18 protein-coding genes and 1 pseudogene are annotated in these 19187 nt (G+C 47.6%); 5 read left to right on the top strand and 14 right to left on the bottom strand.

Annotated features, from left to right (window positions below; genetic code table 11):
* Positions 1 to 232 precede the first annotated feature (232 nt).
* The 8 genes and pseudogenes from Q0991_RS06855 to Q0991_RS06825 form a co-directional block, all read right to left on the bottom strand.
* Positions 233 to 1527 (bottom strand): annotated as a pseudogene (locus Q0991_RS06855) (NF041680 family putative transposase).
* Between the two features lie 334 nt (positions 1528 to 1861).
* On the bottom strand, positions 1862 to 2182 hold the full coding sequence (locus tag Q0991_RS25100; protein WP_366524907.1) for a GNAT family N-acetyltransferase: 321 nt from the start codon (positions 2180 to 2182) through the stop codon (positions 1862 to 1864).
* Positions 2122 to 2499, bottom strand: a complete 378-nt coding sequence (locus tag Q0991_RS06850; protein ID WP_299486713.1) for a hypothetical protein — start codon at positions 2497 to 2499, stop codon at positions 2122 to 2124. Before Q0991_RS06850 ends, Q0991_RS25100 begins: the two co-directional genes overlap by 61 nt.
* Positions 2500 to 2548: 49 nt before the next feature.
* Complete coding sequence (locus tag Q0991_RS06845; RefSeq protein WP_299486711.1) at positions 2549 to 2698, bottom strand: hypothetical protein; 150 nt, start codon at positions 2696 to 2698, stop codon at positions 2549 to 2551.
* Between the two features lie 199 nt (positions 2699 to 2897).
* On the bottom strand, positions 2898 to 3494 hold the full coding sequence (locus tag Q0991_RS06840; protein WP_299486709.1) for an ATP-dependent Clp protease proteolytic subunit: 597 nt from the start codon (positions 3492 to 3494) through the stop codon (positions 2898 to 2900).
* 40 nt (positions 3495 to 3534) lie between these two features.
* Positions 3535 to 4227: an ATP-dependent Clp protease proteolytic subunit gene (locus Q0991_RS06835; RefSeq protein ID WP_299486706.1), complete on the bottom strand. Its 693-nt coding sequence runs from the start codon at positions 4225 to 4227 to the stop codon at positions 3535 to 3537.
* Between the two features lie 228 nt (positions 4228 to 4455).
* On the bottom strand, positions 4456 to 5268 hold the full coding sequence (locus Q0991_RS06830; RefSeq protein WP_299486703.1) for an E3 ubiquitin ligase family protein: 813 nt from the start codon (positions 5266 to 5268) through the stop codon (positions 4456 to 4458).
* A gap of 220 nt (positions 5269 to 5488) precedes the next feature.
* Positions 5489 to 7549, bottom strand: coding sequence for a VWA domain-containing protein (locus Q0991_RS06825; RefSeq protein WP_299486701.1), 2061 nt, complete (start codon positions 7547 to 7549; stop codon positions 5489 to 5491).
* A 563-nt stretch (positions 7550 to 8112) separates the two neighbouring features.
* Between Q0991_RS06825 and Q0991_RS06820 the strand changes: the two genes are divergently transcribed.
* The 4 genes from Q0991_RS06820 to Q0991_RS06805 all read left to right on the top strand — a co-directional run bounded on the left by Q0991_RS06820 (position 8113) and on the right by Q0991_RS06805 (position 12096).
* Positions 8113 to 9321 (top strand): imelysin family protein, encoded by a 1209-nt coding sequence (locus Q0991_RS06820; RefSeq protein WP_299486698.1) that lies wholly within the window; start codon positions 8113 to 8115, stop codon positions 9319 to 9321.
* On the top strand, positions 9318 to 10736 hold the full coding sequence (locus tag Q0991_RS06815; RefSeq protein WP_299486697.1) for a di-heme oxidoredictase family protein: 1419 nt from the start codon (positions 9318 to 9320) through the stop codon (positions 10734 to 10736). The genes Q0991_RS06820 and Q0991_RS06815 overlap by 4 nt, the downstream gene beginning before the upstream one ends.
* Before the next feature lie 347 nt (positions 10737 to 11083).
* Positions 11084 to 11713 (top strand): Crp/Fnr family transcriptional regulator, encoded by a 630-nt coding sequence (locus tag Q0991_RS06810; protein WP_299486696.1) that lies wholly within the window; start codon positions 11084 to 11086, stop codon positions 11711 to 11713.
* Between the two features lie 107 nt (positions 11714 to 11820).
* Positions 11821 to 12096, top strand: a complete 276-nt coding sequence (locus Q0991_RS06805) for a hypothetical protein (RefSeq protein WP_299486694.1) — start codon at positions 11821 to 11823, stop codon at positions 12094 to 12096.
* Here Q0991_RS06805 and Q0991_RS06800 read toward each other — a convergent pair.
* Both Q0991_RS06800 and Q0991_RS06795 read right to left on the bottom strand, forming a co-directional pair.
* On the bottom strand, positions 12077 to 12844 hold the full coding sequence (locus tag Q0991_RS06800) for a serine protease (RefSeq protein WP_299486692.1): 768 nt from the start codon (positions 12842 to 12844) through the stop codon (positions 12077 to 12079). The genes Q0991_RS06805 and Q0991_RS06800 overlap by 20 nt on opposite strands.
* A gap of 392 nt (positions 12845 to 13236) precedes the next feature.
* Positions 13237 to 13842, bottom strand: a complete 606-nt coding sequence (locus Q0991_RS06795) for a COP23 domain-containing protein (RefSeq protein ID WP_299486690.1) — start codon at positions 13840 to 13842, stop codon at positions 13237 to 13239.
* A gap of 293 nt (positions 13843 to 14135) precedes the next feature.
* On the opposite strand from Q0991_RS06795, the gene Q0991_RS06790 reads away from it, so the two are divergent.
* The gene (locus tag Q0991_RS06790) at positions 14136 to 15098 is read left to right on the top strand and encodes an alcohol dehydrogenase catalytic domain-containing protein (protein ID WP_299486689.1); all 963 of its coding nucleotides are present in this window, start codon (positions 14136 to 14138) and stop codon (positions 15096 to 15098) included.
* A gap of 56 nt (positions 15099 to 15154) precedes the next feature.
* Here the strand turns inward: Q0991_RS06790 and Q0991_RS06785 are convergent, their stop codons facing one another.
* The 4 genes from Q0991_RS06785 to rpsB form a co-directional block, all read right to left on the bottom strand.
* Positions 15155 to 16309: an SH3 domain-containing protein gene (locus Q0991_RS06785; RefSeq protein ID WP_299486687.1), complete on the bottom strand. Its 1155-nt coding sequence runs from the start codon at positions 16307 to 16309 to the stop codon at positions 15155 to 15157.
* A gap of 133 nt (positions 16310 to 16442) precedes the next feature.
* A complete protein-coding gene (locus Q0991_RS06780) occupies positions 16443 to 17219 on the bottom strand; it encodes a hypothetical protein (protein WP_299486686.1) in 777 nt (258 codons plus the stop codon).
* Between the two features lie 219 nt (positions 17220 to 17438).
* Entirely contained in the window at positions 17439 to 18173 is a 735-nt protein-coding gene (gene tsf, locus Q0991_RS06775) for a translation elongation factor Ts (protein ID WP_299486684.1), read from the bottom strand.
* A gap of 107 nt (positions 18174 to 18280) precedes the next feature.
* Positions 18281 to 19174 (bottom strand): 30S ribosomal protein S2, encoded by an 894-nt coding sequence (gene rpsB, locus Q0991_RS06770; protein ID WP_299486681.1) that lies wholly within the window; start codon positions 19172 to 19174, stop codon positions 18281 to 18283.
* Positions 19175 to 19187 lie beyond the last annotated feature (13 nt).

The raw sequence follows: 19187 nt of genomic DNA, 5'->3' as shown, positions 1-19187 counted from the left end.
CTGCCGTCAAGAGCAAAAAGTGAGAGTTTATGACCAGCGACTTAAATCCCCTTTAAGGGGCTCTTCCAAGCCTCCGGTTTTACCGGAGGTGTTTGACTTGTGAACACATAAATTTAAGGCTAAATATAGCAATCTAAAATTTGGAATTTAGACTAAAAAGTACCTTCAGCAGAAATTATCACGCGAGCAAAGCACGGACGTGAAGGAAGGTCGTTGGACTGACATTGGTTGATTAGGCGGCTACCATCTCCTTCTTTTTAGGCTTAGAAGCTCTTTTCCTTATCGTTGGATAGCGAGGTTGCTGAGTTCTTTTTCTACCTGTCGTCCACCTCGGTGACTTTCCGCGGGGTTTGGGGTCAGGTGCAGGGGAACCAATCCTAGCGAAAAGTGCAGTAATAGAGTCAGCAACCCGTCCTGGAGACAATGAGGCCATCTGTTTTTCCAGGGTAATGGCGTATCTTCGACGAGGGGACACGCCAGCCATAATTGCCAGGTAAGCAAAGGCATCAGATCCGGCCAAGCTTCCATTTGCTCTGTGGTTGGGAGGTGGGGAACGGTCCAATGTAGACGTTGACGAACAAACCGATACCAATGCTCTAGGGCAAATCGACGGAGATACTGACGCCACAGTTGAGTTACGCTCAGATGCTGTTTGGAGATCCAAACGAGCCACAACGGTTTTGCTAATGGCGCATCTACTCGTTCCACCAAAATGGCTGAGAACGGTTGTTCTGCCGCCTGCGTGAAATGTAGAGATGTCCAGCACCTCACTCGCACTCGTCCCAGCTCAGTATCCTCGAACATCAACTGTTCTTGAGGTTCATGCCACGTATCTGGATCTTTGAGGGCGAATTTAGCGCCATGTTTTCGGGGGCGGCCTTGGCCCTGGTAAAGGGGAGGGGCCTGATAGAGGACTCGGCTAGGACGTAATCGTAAGAGGTGGTCACATCGTATATCTGAACTCTGTTTCAAAAAGGGGGCACACCCATACTCACTATCTCCCACAAAGAGAATGGGTTCTGTCAGTTGAAGGCACACTTGCCGCAATTGGGTAGCGGCTTTTTCCAGTGGCGTCTCAAAACTAGTGATGCACTCATGCAATAAGGGTAAAGCCCAACTCCCTTGTGCTTTTGGAATCCAGGCGATGGTGCTGTATCCTTGCCCCAGGGTGATGGGTTTACCTCCCATCGACTGAGGTTGATGCTCATACGTGCGTTCCCGAAGGGTCCTAGCATAAATCCGTGACCACGCAGTATGGTCTCCTGCCAAGACTGTCAGCTCAGAAACAGGAATCTCCTGGGCATATTCCTGCATCAAAATTTGGCCCGAAGGTTGAGCATCTTGAAGGGCTTCATAAATACTCGGCCATTTGCGGCGAAAGAGGGGGCTGAGTGACAACTCTACAAACGAACTGATGCTGCGAGTGGTGAGTACTGCATCCATCAAGTCAAATAAAGCATCCTTGGCATTCCCTAATCGGTAGTAGATCGCCTTGCGAAAGTACTTCAGTTTGTCCAAACTGGTCATGATAAAGCTGTTGAGTGGATAAATCTTCAGCTTCTATCATTGGGCGGTCAGTTGCTTAAAGTGGACTGTCCTTTCTTATGCTTGGAAGTACTTTTTAGTCTAAATTCCAATAAAATCATTTATGAGATTTAATGAGGCTGAAATCCTTATCATTGCTTATTAAGATCGAATATTATTCTCACAACTCACTTTGGACTGCTATACACTAAGCTTAGTGTGTCTTTGAATGGTTATTCCATCAAAGATTATCGATAATAGAAGTAAATTAAAAATGGCTTTTAAGGTAGATAAAAATATCTTTAGAATCACCTAAAGATTCAAGTTTAGTCAAAAATCAGCGGCAGACCATTAAAGCTGTAAGCCCTCTTCCCTTAAGAAAGAACTGCTTTTGAACATCAGTAGGCATATCTCTAAATCTAATTTCCTGAAAGCCAAGACGTTTATAAAATCTTTTAGCTCTCAAGGCAGATTCAACATAGATTGGTGATTGAACCTGTTGGATGAGTTGGCTGGCTAGCGCTGAGCCAATGCCCTTTCTACTCCACTTTAGATGTACGTAAAGCACTTCTAGCACTGAGTAGTGTTTAAATGGCTTTAAAATGCATAGGCAATGAAACGACCTTGTAGTTCTACAATCCAGTAAAATTTCAACCAATTTCTATGATTGATGAAAATAGAATAAATACACATTCCTAGAAGGATCAACCAAACCATCAAAATCCACACCCATTGGACTGATACTCCCATTCCACCCATAAATAATATCGAGAGATATAAAAATGTACTGGGCAGGCTAGCCAGAATAATTCCTTGTCCAATCTTTGCAAGAAATAATGCTACTCTGACAGATAACCAAGAGGGCAAGCGATATGGATTTGTTGGCATGATACTGAGGGACAACAGATCAAGATCTGTCATTTTTAGTGGACGAATACTGCAGCCCAAAGGTAGATCAGGTGAAGTATCTGTCATGCATTCCCCAAAAGACCTCCAATTTCAATGCCCTTAATATGCCATTGATTCAGGGCTTGGTGTCATCATTTTTATCTGGACTAGATTTGGAGGGTTCAGGTCCAAATTCTTCTTGCATGATTTCTTGCAAAAGCTGAGTGATTTCTGGCAGCAAAATAGCGTTGGATTGAGCCAATGCTTCTTTAGTCAGTTGAGGCAAAGTTGCGATCGCGTTTCGTCCCGTTGAAGCTTTATAGTGGTCAGCTAAAGGCTTTCAGTTCTAAAATAGCCTTTTAAAATTTACCCCATTGAAATATAAGAAGTTTGCTCAAATATATCAAAACTGACAGCTACTTTTCCATAGAAACTGTCAGCTTTGATATATTTGGGAAAGACCTGAATTGAGGGAACTTTACCTACTAGGTAGGTCTTTCTTCAATCACCTGGTCGATAAGACCGTACTCCAGAGCTTCTTGAGCCGACATAAAGAAATCTCGATCCATATCTTTCTCAATCTTGTCCAGTGTTTGCCCAGTTCTGGCAGAGTAAATTTCATTTAACTGCTGGCGGACTCGAATGATTTCTTTAGCTTCAATTTCAATATCAGAGGCTTGTCCCCGCGTGCCGCCAGAGGGCTGGTGAATCATAATTCGGGAATGGGGGAGCGCTAGACGTTTACCGGGAGAACCCGCTGCCAGTAAAAATGAGCCCATTGAGGCAGCTAGCCCCACACAGATTGTGACAACTTCCGATTTAATATGCTGCATCGTGTCATAGATGGCTAAGCCAGCCGTGACAGAACCCCCTGGGGAGTTGATATATAGAGAGATCGGCTTACTGGGATCTTCAGAATCCAAATACAGCAGGAAAGCCACAATTCGGTTAGCAAGGCCATCGGTCACTTCCTGCCCGAGGAAAATAATTCTTTCTTGGCTGAGGCGGGTATAAATATCTACCCAGCGCTCATAGGGGCTGCCAGGGATGCGGTAAGGAACGCTAGGAACACCAATAGGCATAGTCGATAACTCTCTTTTTGCTATTGTCAGATGGTCAAACTTAAATGGCCGAGGTTAATGGCTTGGGTAACTCTTTTTGGCTAGTTAAGACTCGGTCGATGAGACCATAGTCTTTAGCTTCTTCTGGTGATAGATAAAACATCCGATCCATATCCTTGGCAATTTTCTCAGGGGATTGCTCGGTGTTCTTAGCCAAGATATTTAACATGGTGGTTTTATTGGCAATCACCTCTTGAGCCCGAATTTGGATGTCAGACGCCTGACCTTGGGCACCACTACGGGCTTGATTAAGGACAATGGTGGCATGTCCAAGGCTGGCTCGATAGCCTTTGGTTCCTGCCGAGAGAATCATTGCCGCAGTTCCCATCGCTTGCCCGATACAGATGGTATGGACTGGCGGTTTGATATAGGACATGGTGTCACAAATGGCAAAGGCCTCAGTTTCAAAGCCAATGGCGTCGCCACCATACCAACTGGTTCCTGTGGAATTGATATAGAAGAAAATAGGTTTTTCTGGATCGTCAAACTGCAAGTACAGGAGCTGTGCAATGATCAGCTCTGTTACATCGATTCCCACTTGCCGTTTAACGTCATCTGAGGAAAACAGCGGCATCCCCAAGTAAACAATCCGTTCTTTTAGCAATAGAGATTCTAAATCGGGGGGTGGGGTGCGGTAATAGGCGTCGCCACCGCCGCCATAGGGGGCTTGAACTGCTTGAATCCTGGACTCCATTGCCTAACAATTACCTACAGGTGACAATACTGTTACACTGTAGCAATTTTCTGCCGCTAGAATTGGGGGAAATACCGTACTTTCTGGAGAATTCCACAGAAACCAGAATGACTTCGCTGCTCTCTTCTCAAGGTGTAAGCTCTTTTGAACTATAAGAATGGAAGCATTCAGCTAAAGATTACGGATGAGTGTTATCGGAGCCACTGATGATCGATGTATTAGCTCCGACTACGCACTTGTCAACCCAACACCTAGCAAAATGGCTCCAGCTGTAAAGGCTGCCAACATACCGTAAAACGAATATTTAGAAGTTCGGGCAGCTTCCTTTTGTAAGCGAGCTTCTGATTGCAGGGAAATAATGTATTTTTTATCCCACTTAGTGGGTTTCTCGATAGTCAACTGTGTCGCGTCATAGCTTCCAGACAATCCCCGAGCATCAGTAACCTCTCCCAAAATAAAAGCGTTACGGTTGAGGGGCAAAATGGATTCTTGATAGTGGTAGCCAATCGTTTGCCCATCATTGTTTCCCAAGGACAGCGAAAAACCACCAAATGAAATGGAGCTGCTAGTTGCTTGACGAAACTCATCCAGAACCTTCACGGTTTCGATTTGGGCACCGTCTGGATCAATTTCAATCGTTCCAGTATTATCTTTGAGCTTAAATGGGATCGATCGGCTGTTTTCGGATATCACCTCTGATTCACGCTCAGTTTTTGTCGTCGTGTTACCCTCACTGTCCCGCTCAGTTACCGTCTTTTTGTACTCCCGCTCAACTTTCATTTCGTAGTAGACGCAAGGTACTTGCTTGAGTTCTGAAATTAAAGGTTGATCGCACTGAATGTCTCCCCGCAACTTGACGTAGTCGCGCCAGCTTCCAGAACCGATTTCAGAGGCAACTTTTAGGGCGATCATCTGTAGATCCCCAATACTGCCCCCGCGAGCTTGACGTAAACTAGCAACCTTTTGCCGTGCATTGTACTGTACGAAAAACAGCACAATACTTAATACCATCAGAATTGAACCCAAAATAATCATAATCATGCAATTAAAGCTCTGGCATCCTCTAGAATGCCCATTCTGCTTTTTGGCCATGACATATTTGAGTACGCTCTCTCTACGTGTAACGGTAGTGAATCAGCGTTTTGCATCAGGCATATGAGCAAGAATTTCTGACCCAAATCTAGTCCGTTTTGCGCCTCAGTAAGCACCGCCCGTCTAAGCTAAGACTGATGAGTCTAGTTACACGGGCGGTAAGAGAATGTTAGGGAGCAAGCTGAGCTTTCGTCTCGTCCGTTCTAGCCTGCTGTAGGGTTTGGCTACGCTCTACTAATTGCATAAATGCAGTGCGATAGCCTTGAGGATCCTTCCCTTTAGCCTGTTCCGCTAGGGCAAGAACTTGGGTGAAGGTGGCTTCTCCTTTATAGTCTGAATTCCGGAGGATCATGCCATACATCGCTACGGCAGCTGAGAATTTGAGGTTGTCGGTTGCAGATTGAATCGAACGATTCCCATCTGCGATCGCAGTACTGATCAGCTGACTCTTATTGCCCGTAGGTGGCTTGTACCGTAGCTTCAGGTTCATTAGATCTGAACTGTTGTTGCTGGCGGTTGGCTTTTGGAACTTCAGCGGATCGATATTGGGCAGCTCAACCTCACTGTTCACGCCAGTGGGTATGACTTCGTAGAGGGCTGTAATGGTGTGACCGGAGCCTATTTCCCCCGCATCTTTCTGATCATCGTTGAAATCCTGATCTCGCAGCAGGCGGTTTTCATAACCAATCAGGCGGTAAGCTTGGACTTTTTGGGGGTTAAATTCCACCTGAATTTTGACATCCTTAGCAATGGTAAATAAGGTTCCCCGCAGGTCGTTGACGAGCACTTTTTGGGCTTCTAGGAGGGTGTCAATATAGGCATAGTTGCCGTTGCCCTTATCGGCGAGTAGCTCCATTTTGTTGTCTTTATAGTTGCCTGTACCGTAGCCCAAGACGGTTAGAAAGACATTACGATCACGTTTTTGTTCAATTAGACGTTCTAGCTCAGCATCACTGGATTGGCCGACATTAAAGTCGCCATCCGTAGCCAGAATAACCCGATTATTGCCATTTTTGAGGAAGTGACGCTCGGCCATCTCGTAGGCCAGTTTAATCCCAGCTGCGCCCGCAGTGGAACCTCCCGCTTCTAAGCGATCGATGGCTTGCATGATTTTGGCTTTTTCGGTGCCAGGGGTAGACGGTAAGACAATGCCAGCCCGTCCTGCATAGACCACTAGACTGACCCGATCTTGAGGCTTGAGTTGATGGACCAACAAACAGAGGGATTTTTTGACCAAGGCTAGCTTGTTGGGGCGTTTCATGGACCCCGATACATCAATCAAAAACACCAGATTGCTGGGCTGTTCTTGTTCTAACTCTCGGCCTTTAAGGCCAATATGCACCAGCTTGTGAGTACTATTCCAAGGGGCTGTGGCGACCTCGGTACTGACGGAAAAAGGCTGATCGCCCTGGGGAGAGGCATAGTCATAGTCAAAGTAATTGATCAGTTCCTCTAGGCGCACCGCATCTTTTGGTGGCAACTGACCTTGGCGGATAAAGCGGCGCACATTACTATAGGAGGCCGTATCCACATCAATGGAGAAGGTGGATAGAGGCGTACGCTGGGGTAAGAAAAACGGGTTTTCATTGATGCGCTGATAGTCTTCGGTGTTAAAGGTCCCCGGTAAATGCAGGCGATCCTTACCCTGGAATCGAGGTTCAGGCACTGGGGCAGCAATGCTAGCAGGCGGTGCCATCGACTTTGTTCGCCCACCTGAGTCACGGCTCAGTTGGGGTGGCGCAGCGGTTTCATTGGCCGGAGCGGGTTGTGCTCCTGACAAGGCAGGTGGAAGGCTAGTCGGTCGTGGGCGTTGGGGGGAGAACCCAAACCGTCGATTCCCTTCATTGCGGGGTTGATCGACCTGGCGAAGCTCTGCTGCATAGTCTCGCTGAAGCCGTTCGAGGAGCGCCGCATCCGTTGCCCTAAGAGGTTGATCCTTGGGCAAACGCTCCAGGCTGGCAGCGAGTTGGGCCAAACTTTGGGCAAATTCGCTGCGAGACAGCCCTAGCTCAATTTCCACAGGCGTTCGACCCAGATACTGTTCATAGAGCTGACGCAATGCTTCGACATCTTGATGGGCTGGCAATAGGAGCGACTCAGCATTGCAACCCTTAATTTTGGTTGGGGGTTGTGATTTTGCTTGGGCAATATTGAGGGGTTGGCAAGCCCCCATGGTCATCAGTAAGGTGGCTGATAGGGCCCCCGTTCGCTGCCAATTAAACCGATTCATTGCATCCTTCTCCTCAATTCCAAGGGATGTCCAGCATATGCTGAATTGCTCTTAATCCTAGTCGCTGAATTGAGAGTGACCCATCTCGTTTCCAAAATTGAAATCGCGAAGACCGAATCGGCGATGCAACCCACCAATAACCAGTCCAATCCGAACTCTGGACTTTGGGCTTAAACTCAGCGGGTTCAAATTCAGCTATGGAGTTAAAAGTGAGACAAGTGAGGACAGCTTTGGGGGTTGACGTTAGGTGATTTCCCGCTCGGGGGACTGAGCCAACGTCTTTTGTTTTCAGACAAACTCAAGTTACCGTTGATTCTTATTGCAGCTAATTGATTTTATTTCTCAATAGATGATATGGTGTCGATCGATATTTATTGACCCTAGATACTCAAGAGGGTCAAACACTGTGGGGGATTAAATCGTCGTGTTTGACTCAATTTTGGCTGAGCTATCTGTAATCAGTTGCACTCTTTAAAGATGAGTTGTTGCAACGCTACGAATCTATTCCGAGTTTTACAACAACCTTGTTGGCCCCTTCGTTCTTAATTTCAGAGTCTATGATGATGTCTCCAAGATTTTCCCGAGCCCTGAGTTGTTTTTTCTGCTGTTCCGTGGCGATATCAACGGTGGGTATTGCCCAGGCTGATCCCGCCAAGGTCCATCGACAACATACGATTGCTGCTCAATCGATGGATCTTAAACCCTATGTGGAAAACTATGCAGAGTTGGTCTATCGGAACTATCAAGACGCTCGCACCCAGGCAGCCACCATGCAAGCTGCGATCTCAGCCTTCCTCAACGATCCGAATGCTACCACCCACAAAGCCGCCCAAGACGCTTGGGTTGAAGCCAGAAAAAGCTATCTCCAAACCGAAGCCTTCCGCTTCTATGAAGGCCCTATTGACTTTGTTGACGTCAACACGGGTGAAGAAGGCCCCGAAGGTCGCATTAATGCCTGGCCCATGAATGAAGCCTTTATTGATTACGTCAAAGACAAGCCCAAGAGTGGTCTGATCAACAACCCTCAGTTCGAAATTTCCATTGCCGCCATTAGGGAAAATGACCAAGTGACGGATGAAGCAGATGTCACCACGGGGTGGCACGCCATTGAATTCTTGCTTTGGGGACAAGATTTTAATAATCAAGGTCCCGGTCAACGCAGCTTTGAAGACTTTATCCCCAATCAAAACAATAACGATCGGCGTCGCCAATATTTAACGCTAGTGACTCAGCAGTTGGTGGATGACCTCACCTTTCTGGAATCCGAGTGGCAACCCAACGCCGAGAATTATCGTGCCCAGTTTGTTCAAGCTGACCCGAAAGCTACTGTGGGCAAAATCTTTACGGCCCTCGCCACCCTAAGTGCCTTCGAAATGGCTTCAGAACGGATGACCGTTGCTTTAGATAGCGGCAACCAAGAAGATGAGCATTCCTGCTTTAGCGATACAACCCATCAGGATTTTGTCTACAACGCCCAAGGGATTTACAACGTCTACTTTGGTGACTATGGGACCTATCAAGGGAAAGGCTTTGACGAGTTGCTGACCCAAATGAACCCTGAGCTTAATCAGAAAATAACCACAGCCCTTAACACAACCCAAAAAACAGTTACAGAAATTGATCAGCCCTTTGATCAGGTGTTAGCCTCAGCTAAGGGCAGTGACCAGCGTGCAGAAGTAGAAGCGGTTGTTACGGCACTAGAAAACCAAGCAGAAACCTTCAAACAACTCGGCACTGAATTGGGGACGACTGTGGAAATCCTGGCTGAATGAAACTTAAGCGCCTTATCTTAGCCTGTTTTGCTGTCCTTACCGCCCTGATCATCCTGATGATTCAGGGGGGCAGCATGGCCCAACAGTCCTTTGACGTCGCTAATCGAACCCCGTTGTCTGGGGGGCAAGCGGCGACGGTCACCAAAGCCACAAAAACGGCATTTGCGCAGCCCATTAAAAACTTGGACCGTCAACGACGACGTGTTTTTGTTTTTGGAGACCATTTATTTAATACCCAATGGGTGCAGGCTCCTAGTTCAGTGGCCACTTTAGATGGTCTAGGGCCGCTCTTTAACCGGAACTCGTGTACAGGCTGTCATGTGCGGGATGGCAGAGGACGTCCGCCCCTTCCCCATGAAGATCGGATGTTGTCCAAATTGATCCGTCTCAGTATTTCTGGTCAATCGGAAGAAGGTGGCCCCCTGCCTCATCCTGTATACGGGGGGCAGCTACAAGAACAAGGACTACTCGGCGTTCCCCCTGAAGGTCGGACGCAGATTACCTGGACCGAAGAGCCCGGCACCTTTGCAGATGGTCAGTCTTTCAGTGTTAGACGTCCGCACTATGCCTTCAAGGACCTAGCCTATGGCCCGTTGGGGGAGGAGGTTCTGTTCTCTCCCCGCGTTGCCCCAGCCGTCTTCGGTTGGGGGCTGCTAGAGAATGTCCCGCAAGCCGATATCCTCCAACAAGCCGATCCTGACGATCAAGACGGTGACGGCATTTCGGGTCGCCCCAATTATGTCTGGGATGTGGTTAAAGAAGAAAAGCAGTTAGGTCGGTTAGGTTGGAAAGCCAATCAACCCAATCTGAAACAGCAAATCGCTGGAGCCTTTAATGGTGATATTGGTTTAACCACCTCCCTATTCCCCAAACCCAGCTGTAACGATGGCCAGTCCAATTGTCTGCAAGAAACTCAATTTGGCGAGCAACCAGAAGTTAGCGATGAATTTTTGGATAAAATTACCACCTATATGCGCTTACTGGCCGTTCCTGCCAGACGGAATATAGACGGTGGCCCCGAACAACGGGGAGAAAAGCTCTTTTACCAAGCTCAATGTGCCACCTGCCATACGCCGAAGATGGTGACGGGGAAGACTTCAGAACATCCAGAGTTCAATAACCAAGTGATTCATCCCTATACAGACTTGCTTTTACACGATATGGGGCCAGGGTTAGCAGACCATCGTCCCGACTTTGAGGCGGACGGCCAAGAATGGCGAACCCCCCCCCTATGGGGTATTGGCCTTGTGAAAATGGTGAATAAGCATACGTTTTTCCTCCATGACGGTCGGGCCAGAAATATAACGGAAGCCGTTCTCTGGCATGGCGGTGAAGCCCAAGCCTCTAAAGAGCGCTTTCTCCAAATGTCTGAAAAGGATCGGACCGATTTGGTGGCGTTTTTGTCGGCTCTCTAGCCATGGCCTCTACATCCCCATAAGTGGGAGCTATGATGGGCTTCTCCATTGGTTAGGTGACTGGCAAGGTAAAAGGGGACTGCAGTTGATTGAGGCTGATGCGAATCTTTTGGGACTGGTCAGCCCCAGGGCTCTGTTCTACTAAATTCGATTAAATTCCATATTCGGTCTACAAATCTCCACTTAAGTAGACCTTTTTTTGTCTTGAAATTAGACTGACATGCTTCTGCTTGATGCTTAACACTATCAATTAAGCATTACTGCTAACCCGCCTCGATCCATTGGCCAGGAATGATGATGACCCAAGCAAACTTGCTGATCTCAAGTTGTTGAATGGACCATAGCTCATGATTGCGTCTCCTTCTGTTGAAATCGATTCTCTGCAACGTTTGCATTTCAAACCCCGACAATCTATTCCACAATACTCAGACTGTCTTTGGCATATCGAAAAAGGCCTGGTGCGCACCTTCACTTGGGATGAAGAGGGAGACCTGGCCATCTTGGGATTGTGGGGGCCAGGAGACTGTGTAGGGCAGCCTCTAGCCAACATGACGCCATTTCAAATTGAGAGTTTGTGTGAGGTTGATGTCCAGGCGGTACCCGTTTCTAGCTCCGAGTTGGGGAGAATGATGCGATCACAGATCCGTCATATGGAGAAACTCTTTAGCATTAATAGCTATAAGCGGGCACCTCAAAGACTGCTCTATTTCCTAGACTGGCTCGGCAGTCGGTTTGGTCAGCAGATTGAACAAGGGCGGCTTCTAGACGTGGGGTTAACGCACCAACTAATTGCAGAAATGATGGGGTTGAACCGGATTACGACAACTCGCTTGCTAAATGAGCTGGCCAGAGAAAACAAGATTAAGCTCTTTCCTAAACAGCGTATTCTACTGACTTGCAACATGACTGACAGCAGTAACCGCCTGAATCCACTCCTACTTGGACCATGTGAAACGAATTCAAAGGATGTCGCGTGACTAATTTTGCATACGCCATTTGAGTCAAACGATTCAATTCAAAACACGCTATTGGGCTATTGGGGGACAACGTCTAACACACTCCAGACCTTATCCAGTTGATTGCAATGCTAATAACGTTCTTTTTGTCTTGCCAGAAACCTTGCAAAACCTATCACTACAGTAGCGATCAGTTTCCAACCGGTTTTGTGATTCACGCTCTCGAAGAAAATATGAACACCTACACCATGACCGCTCAAGGTGCCGCGGTCCAACCGGGTGACTTTATCGAAATTACACAACCTGAACAAAACGCTAAATATCAAGTGGATCACATCGAGTATTACAGTGAGCCATCTGATATGTGGATCGCGATCCTTCACCCTATTCCTCATGCCTATTGATCGAGAACACCGCCGGAAACAAATGGCGTAGGCGTTCTGAGGGAATGGCCCAACTTGATTTCTGCATAACTTTCAGCTCCTCTGCTGAAGGCCGTGAGCCATCTGTAAAAATGTAAGGATTACCCCAGAGGGGATAGGCATGCATACCATTGATCGCCACTACTTGACCTTGGCGATTTAAAACAGGGCCGCCGCTCATCCCTTTTTCAATTGGGTTCGTGTAACCAACCTGATAACCCCCTTGAAGAACTTTGTCAGAAACTAAGGATATGTGACCGGTTGTAAAGCGGAATTGAGGGGATTGCTGTGCGATCGGAAAACCACTGGCAAAGACGGGTGTTCCGGGGACAAGCTTTAGCGAGGGCGCCAATATAGCCGTAAGATAGACAACCTCGCGACTCCGAAATTTCAGCACAGCCAGATCCTGTCCAGTCAAGCCTGCATGGCTCTTCAGTTCCGCCTCGTATCGTTTACCATCTGGCATCGTCACCCAGAATGCTTCACCCGAATTGACGACATGTTGGTTAGTAACGACGGTATAGACCATCCCCTGTCGCTGAATGACTACCCCTGAACTCCATCGCTGATCCACCCATACCGTTGCTGTGATTGCTTGGGCCCGATGACGTAACCATTGAATCGACCGGTTTGAGGGTGGATGATCTTGCAGCCGATCTAGATTAGCGGTCCAAAGCAGTGCAGAGATAGGAGGCGCACAGACTGCTGAGCCTTGAGGTAGGCCTGGCATCCACAAGCCCAAGCTTGCAGTACACAAGGAAATAAATAAGCTTAGAGCCCCCATCAACTTACTGAAGCAACAAGCCTAGGGAGGGCACACACAGTCCCAAGTATTATATTTTTTGCTCGCCAGCATGCATGCGGCTGAGCTGGCCTGGTCATAACGCTGGAGATGTGCATCATCAAATGTCAAAAAGATCAGCCTTAATACAGTGGTGCTTGTCCGATGTCCCATCAATGACTTTAAAGAGCAGATGTGGGCTGGAGAGACATTAGAGAGAGCTCCCTAACGTTTTCACCAACCCACCTTTGCTTTAGAATCTCACAAGCTTAGAGTCTTACAAGTTTAGAATCTCACAAGACTCCCATTCGTCTCTAATCTCCACCTCAATTTATCGAAAATTACCAAAGACCCAGAGGTGTAGCCGAAGTAGCAGGGGTTTTGGTCTGGGGAGGAGTCACGTCAGTTTTTGGCTGTGGGGAGGGAGAATTTGCTTCAACTTCTTTCTCTACGGGTGCCTTACTTAAAAAATCTTCCATGTCGATGTAGACACGAGCGGTAGATTCGTTCAAGGGACCCGATGCACCAACCCGGACACTGAGCAGTTGTTGCAAAGTGCGTCCAGGATTACTACCCGGTTTTAAAGTAAATAACAAGCCACTGCAAGGCCCACCTTTATAATCCGCTACACAGACAACGGATTGTCGGTTTATGCGGCCGGTGGTCAGAAAATTAAGGTTACCCTTCTTATAGTAGGACTCGAAGCGATCTGAGACTTCTGCGCAACGGGCTTCTGGAGACCAACCGGATGCACCAAAAAATTTCGAAGTCCATCGGATAACCGGCACATAACCTCGCTTGGTTTTAGCCATCGTTGTCGGAGTTCCGTTGCCAAGAGAGCAGCTGAACCGCTGTTCACCAGCTTGTGCGGGTTGGTTACCCATTATTAAGGTTGCACCAGCCACGACGGAGAACGCAATCAGAGATGTGATCGGGTGGCGCTTCATAATGCCTTCAAAGCCTCATTAATCATAAGAGTTACAATTCAGGTATATCACTCCTTTCCTTCGTATGGCAAAACCTAGATCACAACTTCATTCCCACTGAGATCACACCCTATCGGCTCATGACTGATTTTTAGAAGACCTCGACCTCTCAAACACCTATCTATAAAAGTTAACGAAGTTTACCTCCCTTCAAATTGGCGTGGAATTGGTCGAATAAGGTTTTCTCTGGCGATTTAGTGTGGACAGGAAAAGATTGACTAGAACTCTTCAATTGGATGACAGCGGAGTAACCTATGCAAGGTCTTTGGCTAGAAAACAATGTGCTACAGCATCGTACTGACCTTCCTATCCCTGAACCCCACGTAGGTGAAGTTTTAGTACAGGTCCTAATGGCAGGCATTTGTAATACCGATCTGGAGTTAATCAAAGGTTATTATCCCTACACCGGGATTCTCGGCCATGAATTTGTGGGCCAGGTTGTCCGAGGCCCCAACCATTTGCAAGGGAAACGAGTCGTGGGTGAAATCAATGCTGCCTGCGGCCAGTGCGACTACTGCCATCGCCACCTGTCTAACCACTGCGAACAGCGCACTGTCTTAGGCATCGTCAATCATCATGGTGCGTTTGCTGAATACTTAACGTTGCCAACGGAGAACCTCCACCCCATCCCTGACCATCTTCCCAATCACATTGCCACTTTTACCGAACCCCTCGCTGCTGCTTTAGAAATTCAAGAACAGGTCGAGATCGACCCCTCAGATCGAGTGTTGGTTATTGGTGATGGCAAGTTGGGACAACTGGTAGCCCAGACTCTTGCCCGGACAGGGTGTCAGCTTTCAGTGGTTGGGCGTCATCCCGAAAAACTGGCTAATCTCGCCGTCCGACAAATTACCACCTGTTTGGAGTCAGAGATCAACAATCACCTGCGATCGTTTGATTTTGCCGTTGAATGTACAGGCAATCCACAAGGATTTGAACTGGCGCGTAAAGCGCTGCGACCCCGAGGGACTCTAGTCCTTAAGAGTACTTATGCCAATCATCTGACGATTGATGCTTCGGCCATTGTGGTGGATGAGCTAACCATTATCGGATCTCGCTGCGGTCCTTTTGCAAAAGCGCTGGACCTATTAGCAACCGATGCGGTGGACGTTGCCCCCCTGATTCAAGCGACCTTTCCCCTTGCTCAAGGCATAGAGGCTTTTACCATAGCCCAACAGCGCGGTAGCAAGAAGATTTTATTAACGATGACGGATTGAGGGTAACTTTTGAATTTTTTCCGTTTAGAGAGGTTAGCGACATTATCACTGAATGGTTATAGCTTTAATCGGACGTTTTCTCCCTTTACCCAACCTTGGACAGAGGGTTTATCCTGAACTTTGATGGAATACCAAGCATAGCCATTGCTGCCTTTTTGTTGTTTCAGCACCAGAACTTCTTGACCGGAGATCCCCCGAATGGGCAAAGCATTTGTCTCAGATGGTTCGGGGAAAAAAGAAATAATTTGGCCGTTGGCAGTGCTCAATTTAGCGGATCGGGGCGGAGTGAAATTAACGAGCAATCGAACCTGATCGCCACGTACCCAACCTTGCGTTTCAGCATTATCGATAAAGTGGATGTTGTACCAGGCCAGGCCGTCCTCTCCTTTTGCCATTTTTAAGATCTCTACTTTCTGGCCAGAAATAGCCTGATGCTGGGTTGCAGTTTGCAGGGCAGGTGTTTTTTGCAGGGTGATCGATACACCGGGAGGTGCAGTAATAGAGCCTGGGTTTTTCGCAGGCATTGAAGGTGTGGGGCTTTGGGATTGTGTTTGGGGAGAATGCACTTTCACGAAATCACCCCGCATCCACCCTTCGGTCCCATCGCGCTTGCTGAACTTGAGCTTGTACCAGGTATAGGTGTCTTTCCCTAAGGTTTGTTGCAAGACTTCCGCTGGCTCACCTGACTTAACGGCTAGTATGGCGTCAGATTCGGTGTTTGGTTGGGCACGCACGTTAATCGCTACTTCTGAATCATTTGCAATCACCTCTGCAGATTTGGCAGCTTTGACAACGGGCGCTTGCAAGGGGGCGCTTTTAAGAGATTCTGAGCTGGATTGTGCTGGTGAAGCGGCTGATTCAGCTGGTGGGTTGGCGTTAGCCGGAGAAATAGACCCTTCCAGTATGCGCACAGAAGCTGCGGGGAGCCAGTGATCGCCGACCTTGAGCCAGATTTGTCCTTCATTGCTAAAGACCCTTAGGGTGGGATTGAGAATTACCCCTGACTTATATTCACCAATGACTTCTCCTGAGCTTTTGGGCTGGGCAAAAATACTAGCTCCGCCAGGTTTGACCTGAACGGTTTTAGGATGGGGCAAGGGATCAGCCCGACTGGCTGGACCCGCTATCCCTCCTAAAGCCATCATTGTTGTACTACCTACTAAGAAGGTAGCCAATGTGTTGAAATGCCTCGCCGCTTTAAAGCGTGTCATCGGAAGCCACTCCTTACCCTTGCACATCAAGCAGAGAATACTTGTTCTGTCTGTCAGAATTTTGGGAGAGATTTGGCTATAGTGCTAGAACTATTTACCTTTCTTATCGCGATTGATTTCAATAATGGGCCGCTTACTCCTTGGGCTCAATTTCCTTGGACTCAATAGGAAACCAACTGGCCCGCCAGGCCGCCGTTGCTTCAGCAACTTTCTTCTCTTGCTGCTTCTTTTGATAGGTATCACGCACAGACTTAAGGGTTTGTAAAAGCTGCCGCAGTTGATGCCGTTCGTTCATGACTTCGGCATCATTAAATTCCACATCAGAGAGTTGGAGAAATATGGCGATCACGGGTTCTGAATCACTATCTGAAGATGCATCATTTTGATCATCCATCAGGGCTTTAATCAAGTGGGGCGCACTGGTGATCGGATGCCCCTGCTCAGCCGCTTTGCTGGCGATTTCAAATAATAGTTCTATCGAGGAAATATTGACAATGGCTTGATCTTGAAGATGCTGATTGGCCTGCTGAGAAATCTGGCGCAATGCGTCTAGGGTCGCCTGTTCGAGGTCCTCTAAGACGCTAATCAGGTGGGTAGGGTCTACCTCAGCCTCCGATGTCAAATCATCCAGGGGCTGTAAAACGGCTGTTAGTGCTTCTTGTAATTTCTGCCCCAGTTTCTGGATATCTTGTTGTAAAGTTTGTTGTTGATTTAAGGAGAGTTTGAGAAAAGCATCGGGATACACCTGAGTACAAAGGTGGTAGCTTGCTAACACCAGTTTTTGGGAAATAGCAGGTCCCAATAGCGCTAAGTATTGTCCATAGCGTTGATGGGCTTCTTGGGTCAATTCAACGGTTTTTTCGGTGAGTTGATCTAGACTGTGTTGAATTTGGGTAATTTCTGGGACCATCACTACCGATTGGCTAGGAGCCACTGTAAAGATTTAAGCAAGGATCATTTGCGATCGCATCGTCACTTCTGAAAGAGATAGTATTCCCGGTTCTGGATCTTAGACTTACGTTTCATCTCAATCAGTTTGGGGATGAGCAAAGGATAGGATGCGTGAACGATGGGATTCGCTCACTTGATCGCTAGACCAGAACCGATATCAGGACGATGAAGAGCTGCCCTACTTCTTCTTACCCTTTTTCTTCTTGGAAGCTGTTTTTTTCGCAGCAGGTTTCTCTTCTGCAGGTTTGGGCTCTGCTTTGGGTTTCGTTTGAGCTGCCACTTCTTCCGCTAAATTAGACTCGACTTTTTCAATGCCTTCGCCTAAGACAAAGCGCTCAAAACGCCGAACTTTCATGTTTTCGCCCAGCTTGGCAATGGCTTGCTGAATCAGTTCTTGCACCGTGATGCTCTGATCTTTAATGTAGGGCTGATGCAAAAGACAGAGTTCTTTGAGGGTTTTTTCTAGCTTGCCTTGGACAATTTTTTCTTTAATATTGTCTGGCTTACCCTTAAGAGCATCAGACCCCATGGCCACGGCTTTCTCTTTTTCCACAAAATCCTGGGGAATTTCATCAATGTCAACGTACTGGACATTAGGGCAAGCTGCAATTTGCTTAGCAATATCTTGCACTAGCTCTTTGAAAGCCTCGTTACGGGCGACAAAATCGGTCTCACAGTTCACTTCCACCAACACACCAATTTGGCCACCGAAGTGAATGTAGCTATCGACTAATCCTTCAGCAGTGAGGCGACCAGATTTTTTGCCTGCGGATGCAAGTCCTTTCTTCCGCAAATAGGCAATGGCTTTTTCTTTATCGCCATCATTTTCCTGCAAAGCTTTTTTGCAGTCCATCATCCCTGCGCCGGTTTTATCACGCAGTTCTTTCACATCTTTTGCTGATATTGCTGCCATGGTCTTTTCTCGGTGTATCTATGATGGTGTTTATCTTGAAGCTAAAACGTTAAGGGACACCTAAAGGGAAGCTGGGTGCTCAACTAAGGTGTCCGGCAATCAGGGGGCTATTCCACTGGGGGTGCTTCAGCTTCAGCAGTAGGAGCCTCTTCAGCAGTGGCTTCTGCCGCAGGTTCTTCTGCTACAACCTCAGCTGTAGGTTCTTCTACTGCAACCTCGCTATCTGTGGCTGCTTCGGCAATCGGTTCTGCGGTTATCTCATCATCATCAAAGTCAACCGCAGAGGGAATGTCTTCTGCGAAGGTGTCTGCACTGACTTGACCATGCCGTCCTTCATAGATGGCGTCCGCCAGTTTGCCGATAATCAGCTTAATGGAGCGAATGGCATCATCGTTAGCTGGAATAGGAATATCCACCCAATCTGGATCGCAGTTGGTGTCTAACAAAGAGACAATGGGTAATCCCAGCTTCTGGCACTCTTGCACAGCATTGTATTCCCGGCGGATATCGATAATCACTACCACATCGGGGATTTTGTGCATTTGCTTGAGGCCGCCCAGATATTTCTGCAATTTATCCAGTTCACGGCGCAGCATCGATGCTTCTTGCTTGGGCAAGAGATCGAAAATACCACTTTCGTAGCGTCGCTCTAAGTCTTTAAGGCGCTCAATTCGAGTTTTGATCGTGGCCCAGTTGGTGAGCATTCCCCCCAACCATCGCTGGTTCACATAGTAACCGCCACATCGAGCGGCTTCTTGGGCAATAATGCCAGCCGCTTGTCGCTTGGTGCCTACAAATAAAAATTTCTTGCCGGATTCGGATGCAGACCGAACGTAATGGAAGGCTTCATCCATCAATTGGGCGGTTTGGACCAAATCGATAATATGAACCCCATTGCGCTCTGTAAAAATATAGGGGTCCATTTTGGGGTTCCAACGGCGGGCTTGGTGGCCGAAGTGAACTCCTGACTCAAGCATTTGAGCCAAACTAATAACGGGCATATTGTTCTCCTAT

This window comes from Acaryochloris sp. IP29b_bin.137 (genome assembly GCF_028285745.1).
Lineage (GTDB): Bacteria > Cyanobacteriota > Cyanobacteriia > Thermosynechococcales > Thermosynechococcaceae > Acaryochloris.
The sequence above is the reverse complement of the archived record's forward strand: the minus strand, read 5'-3'. Positions and strand labels throughout refer to the sequence as shown.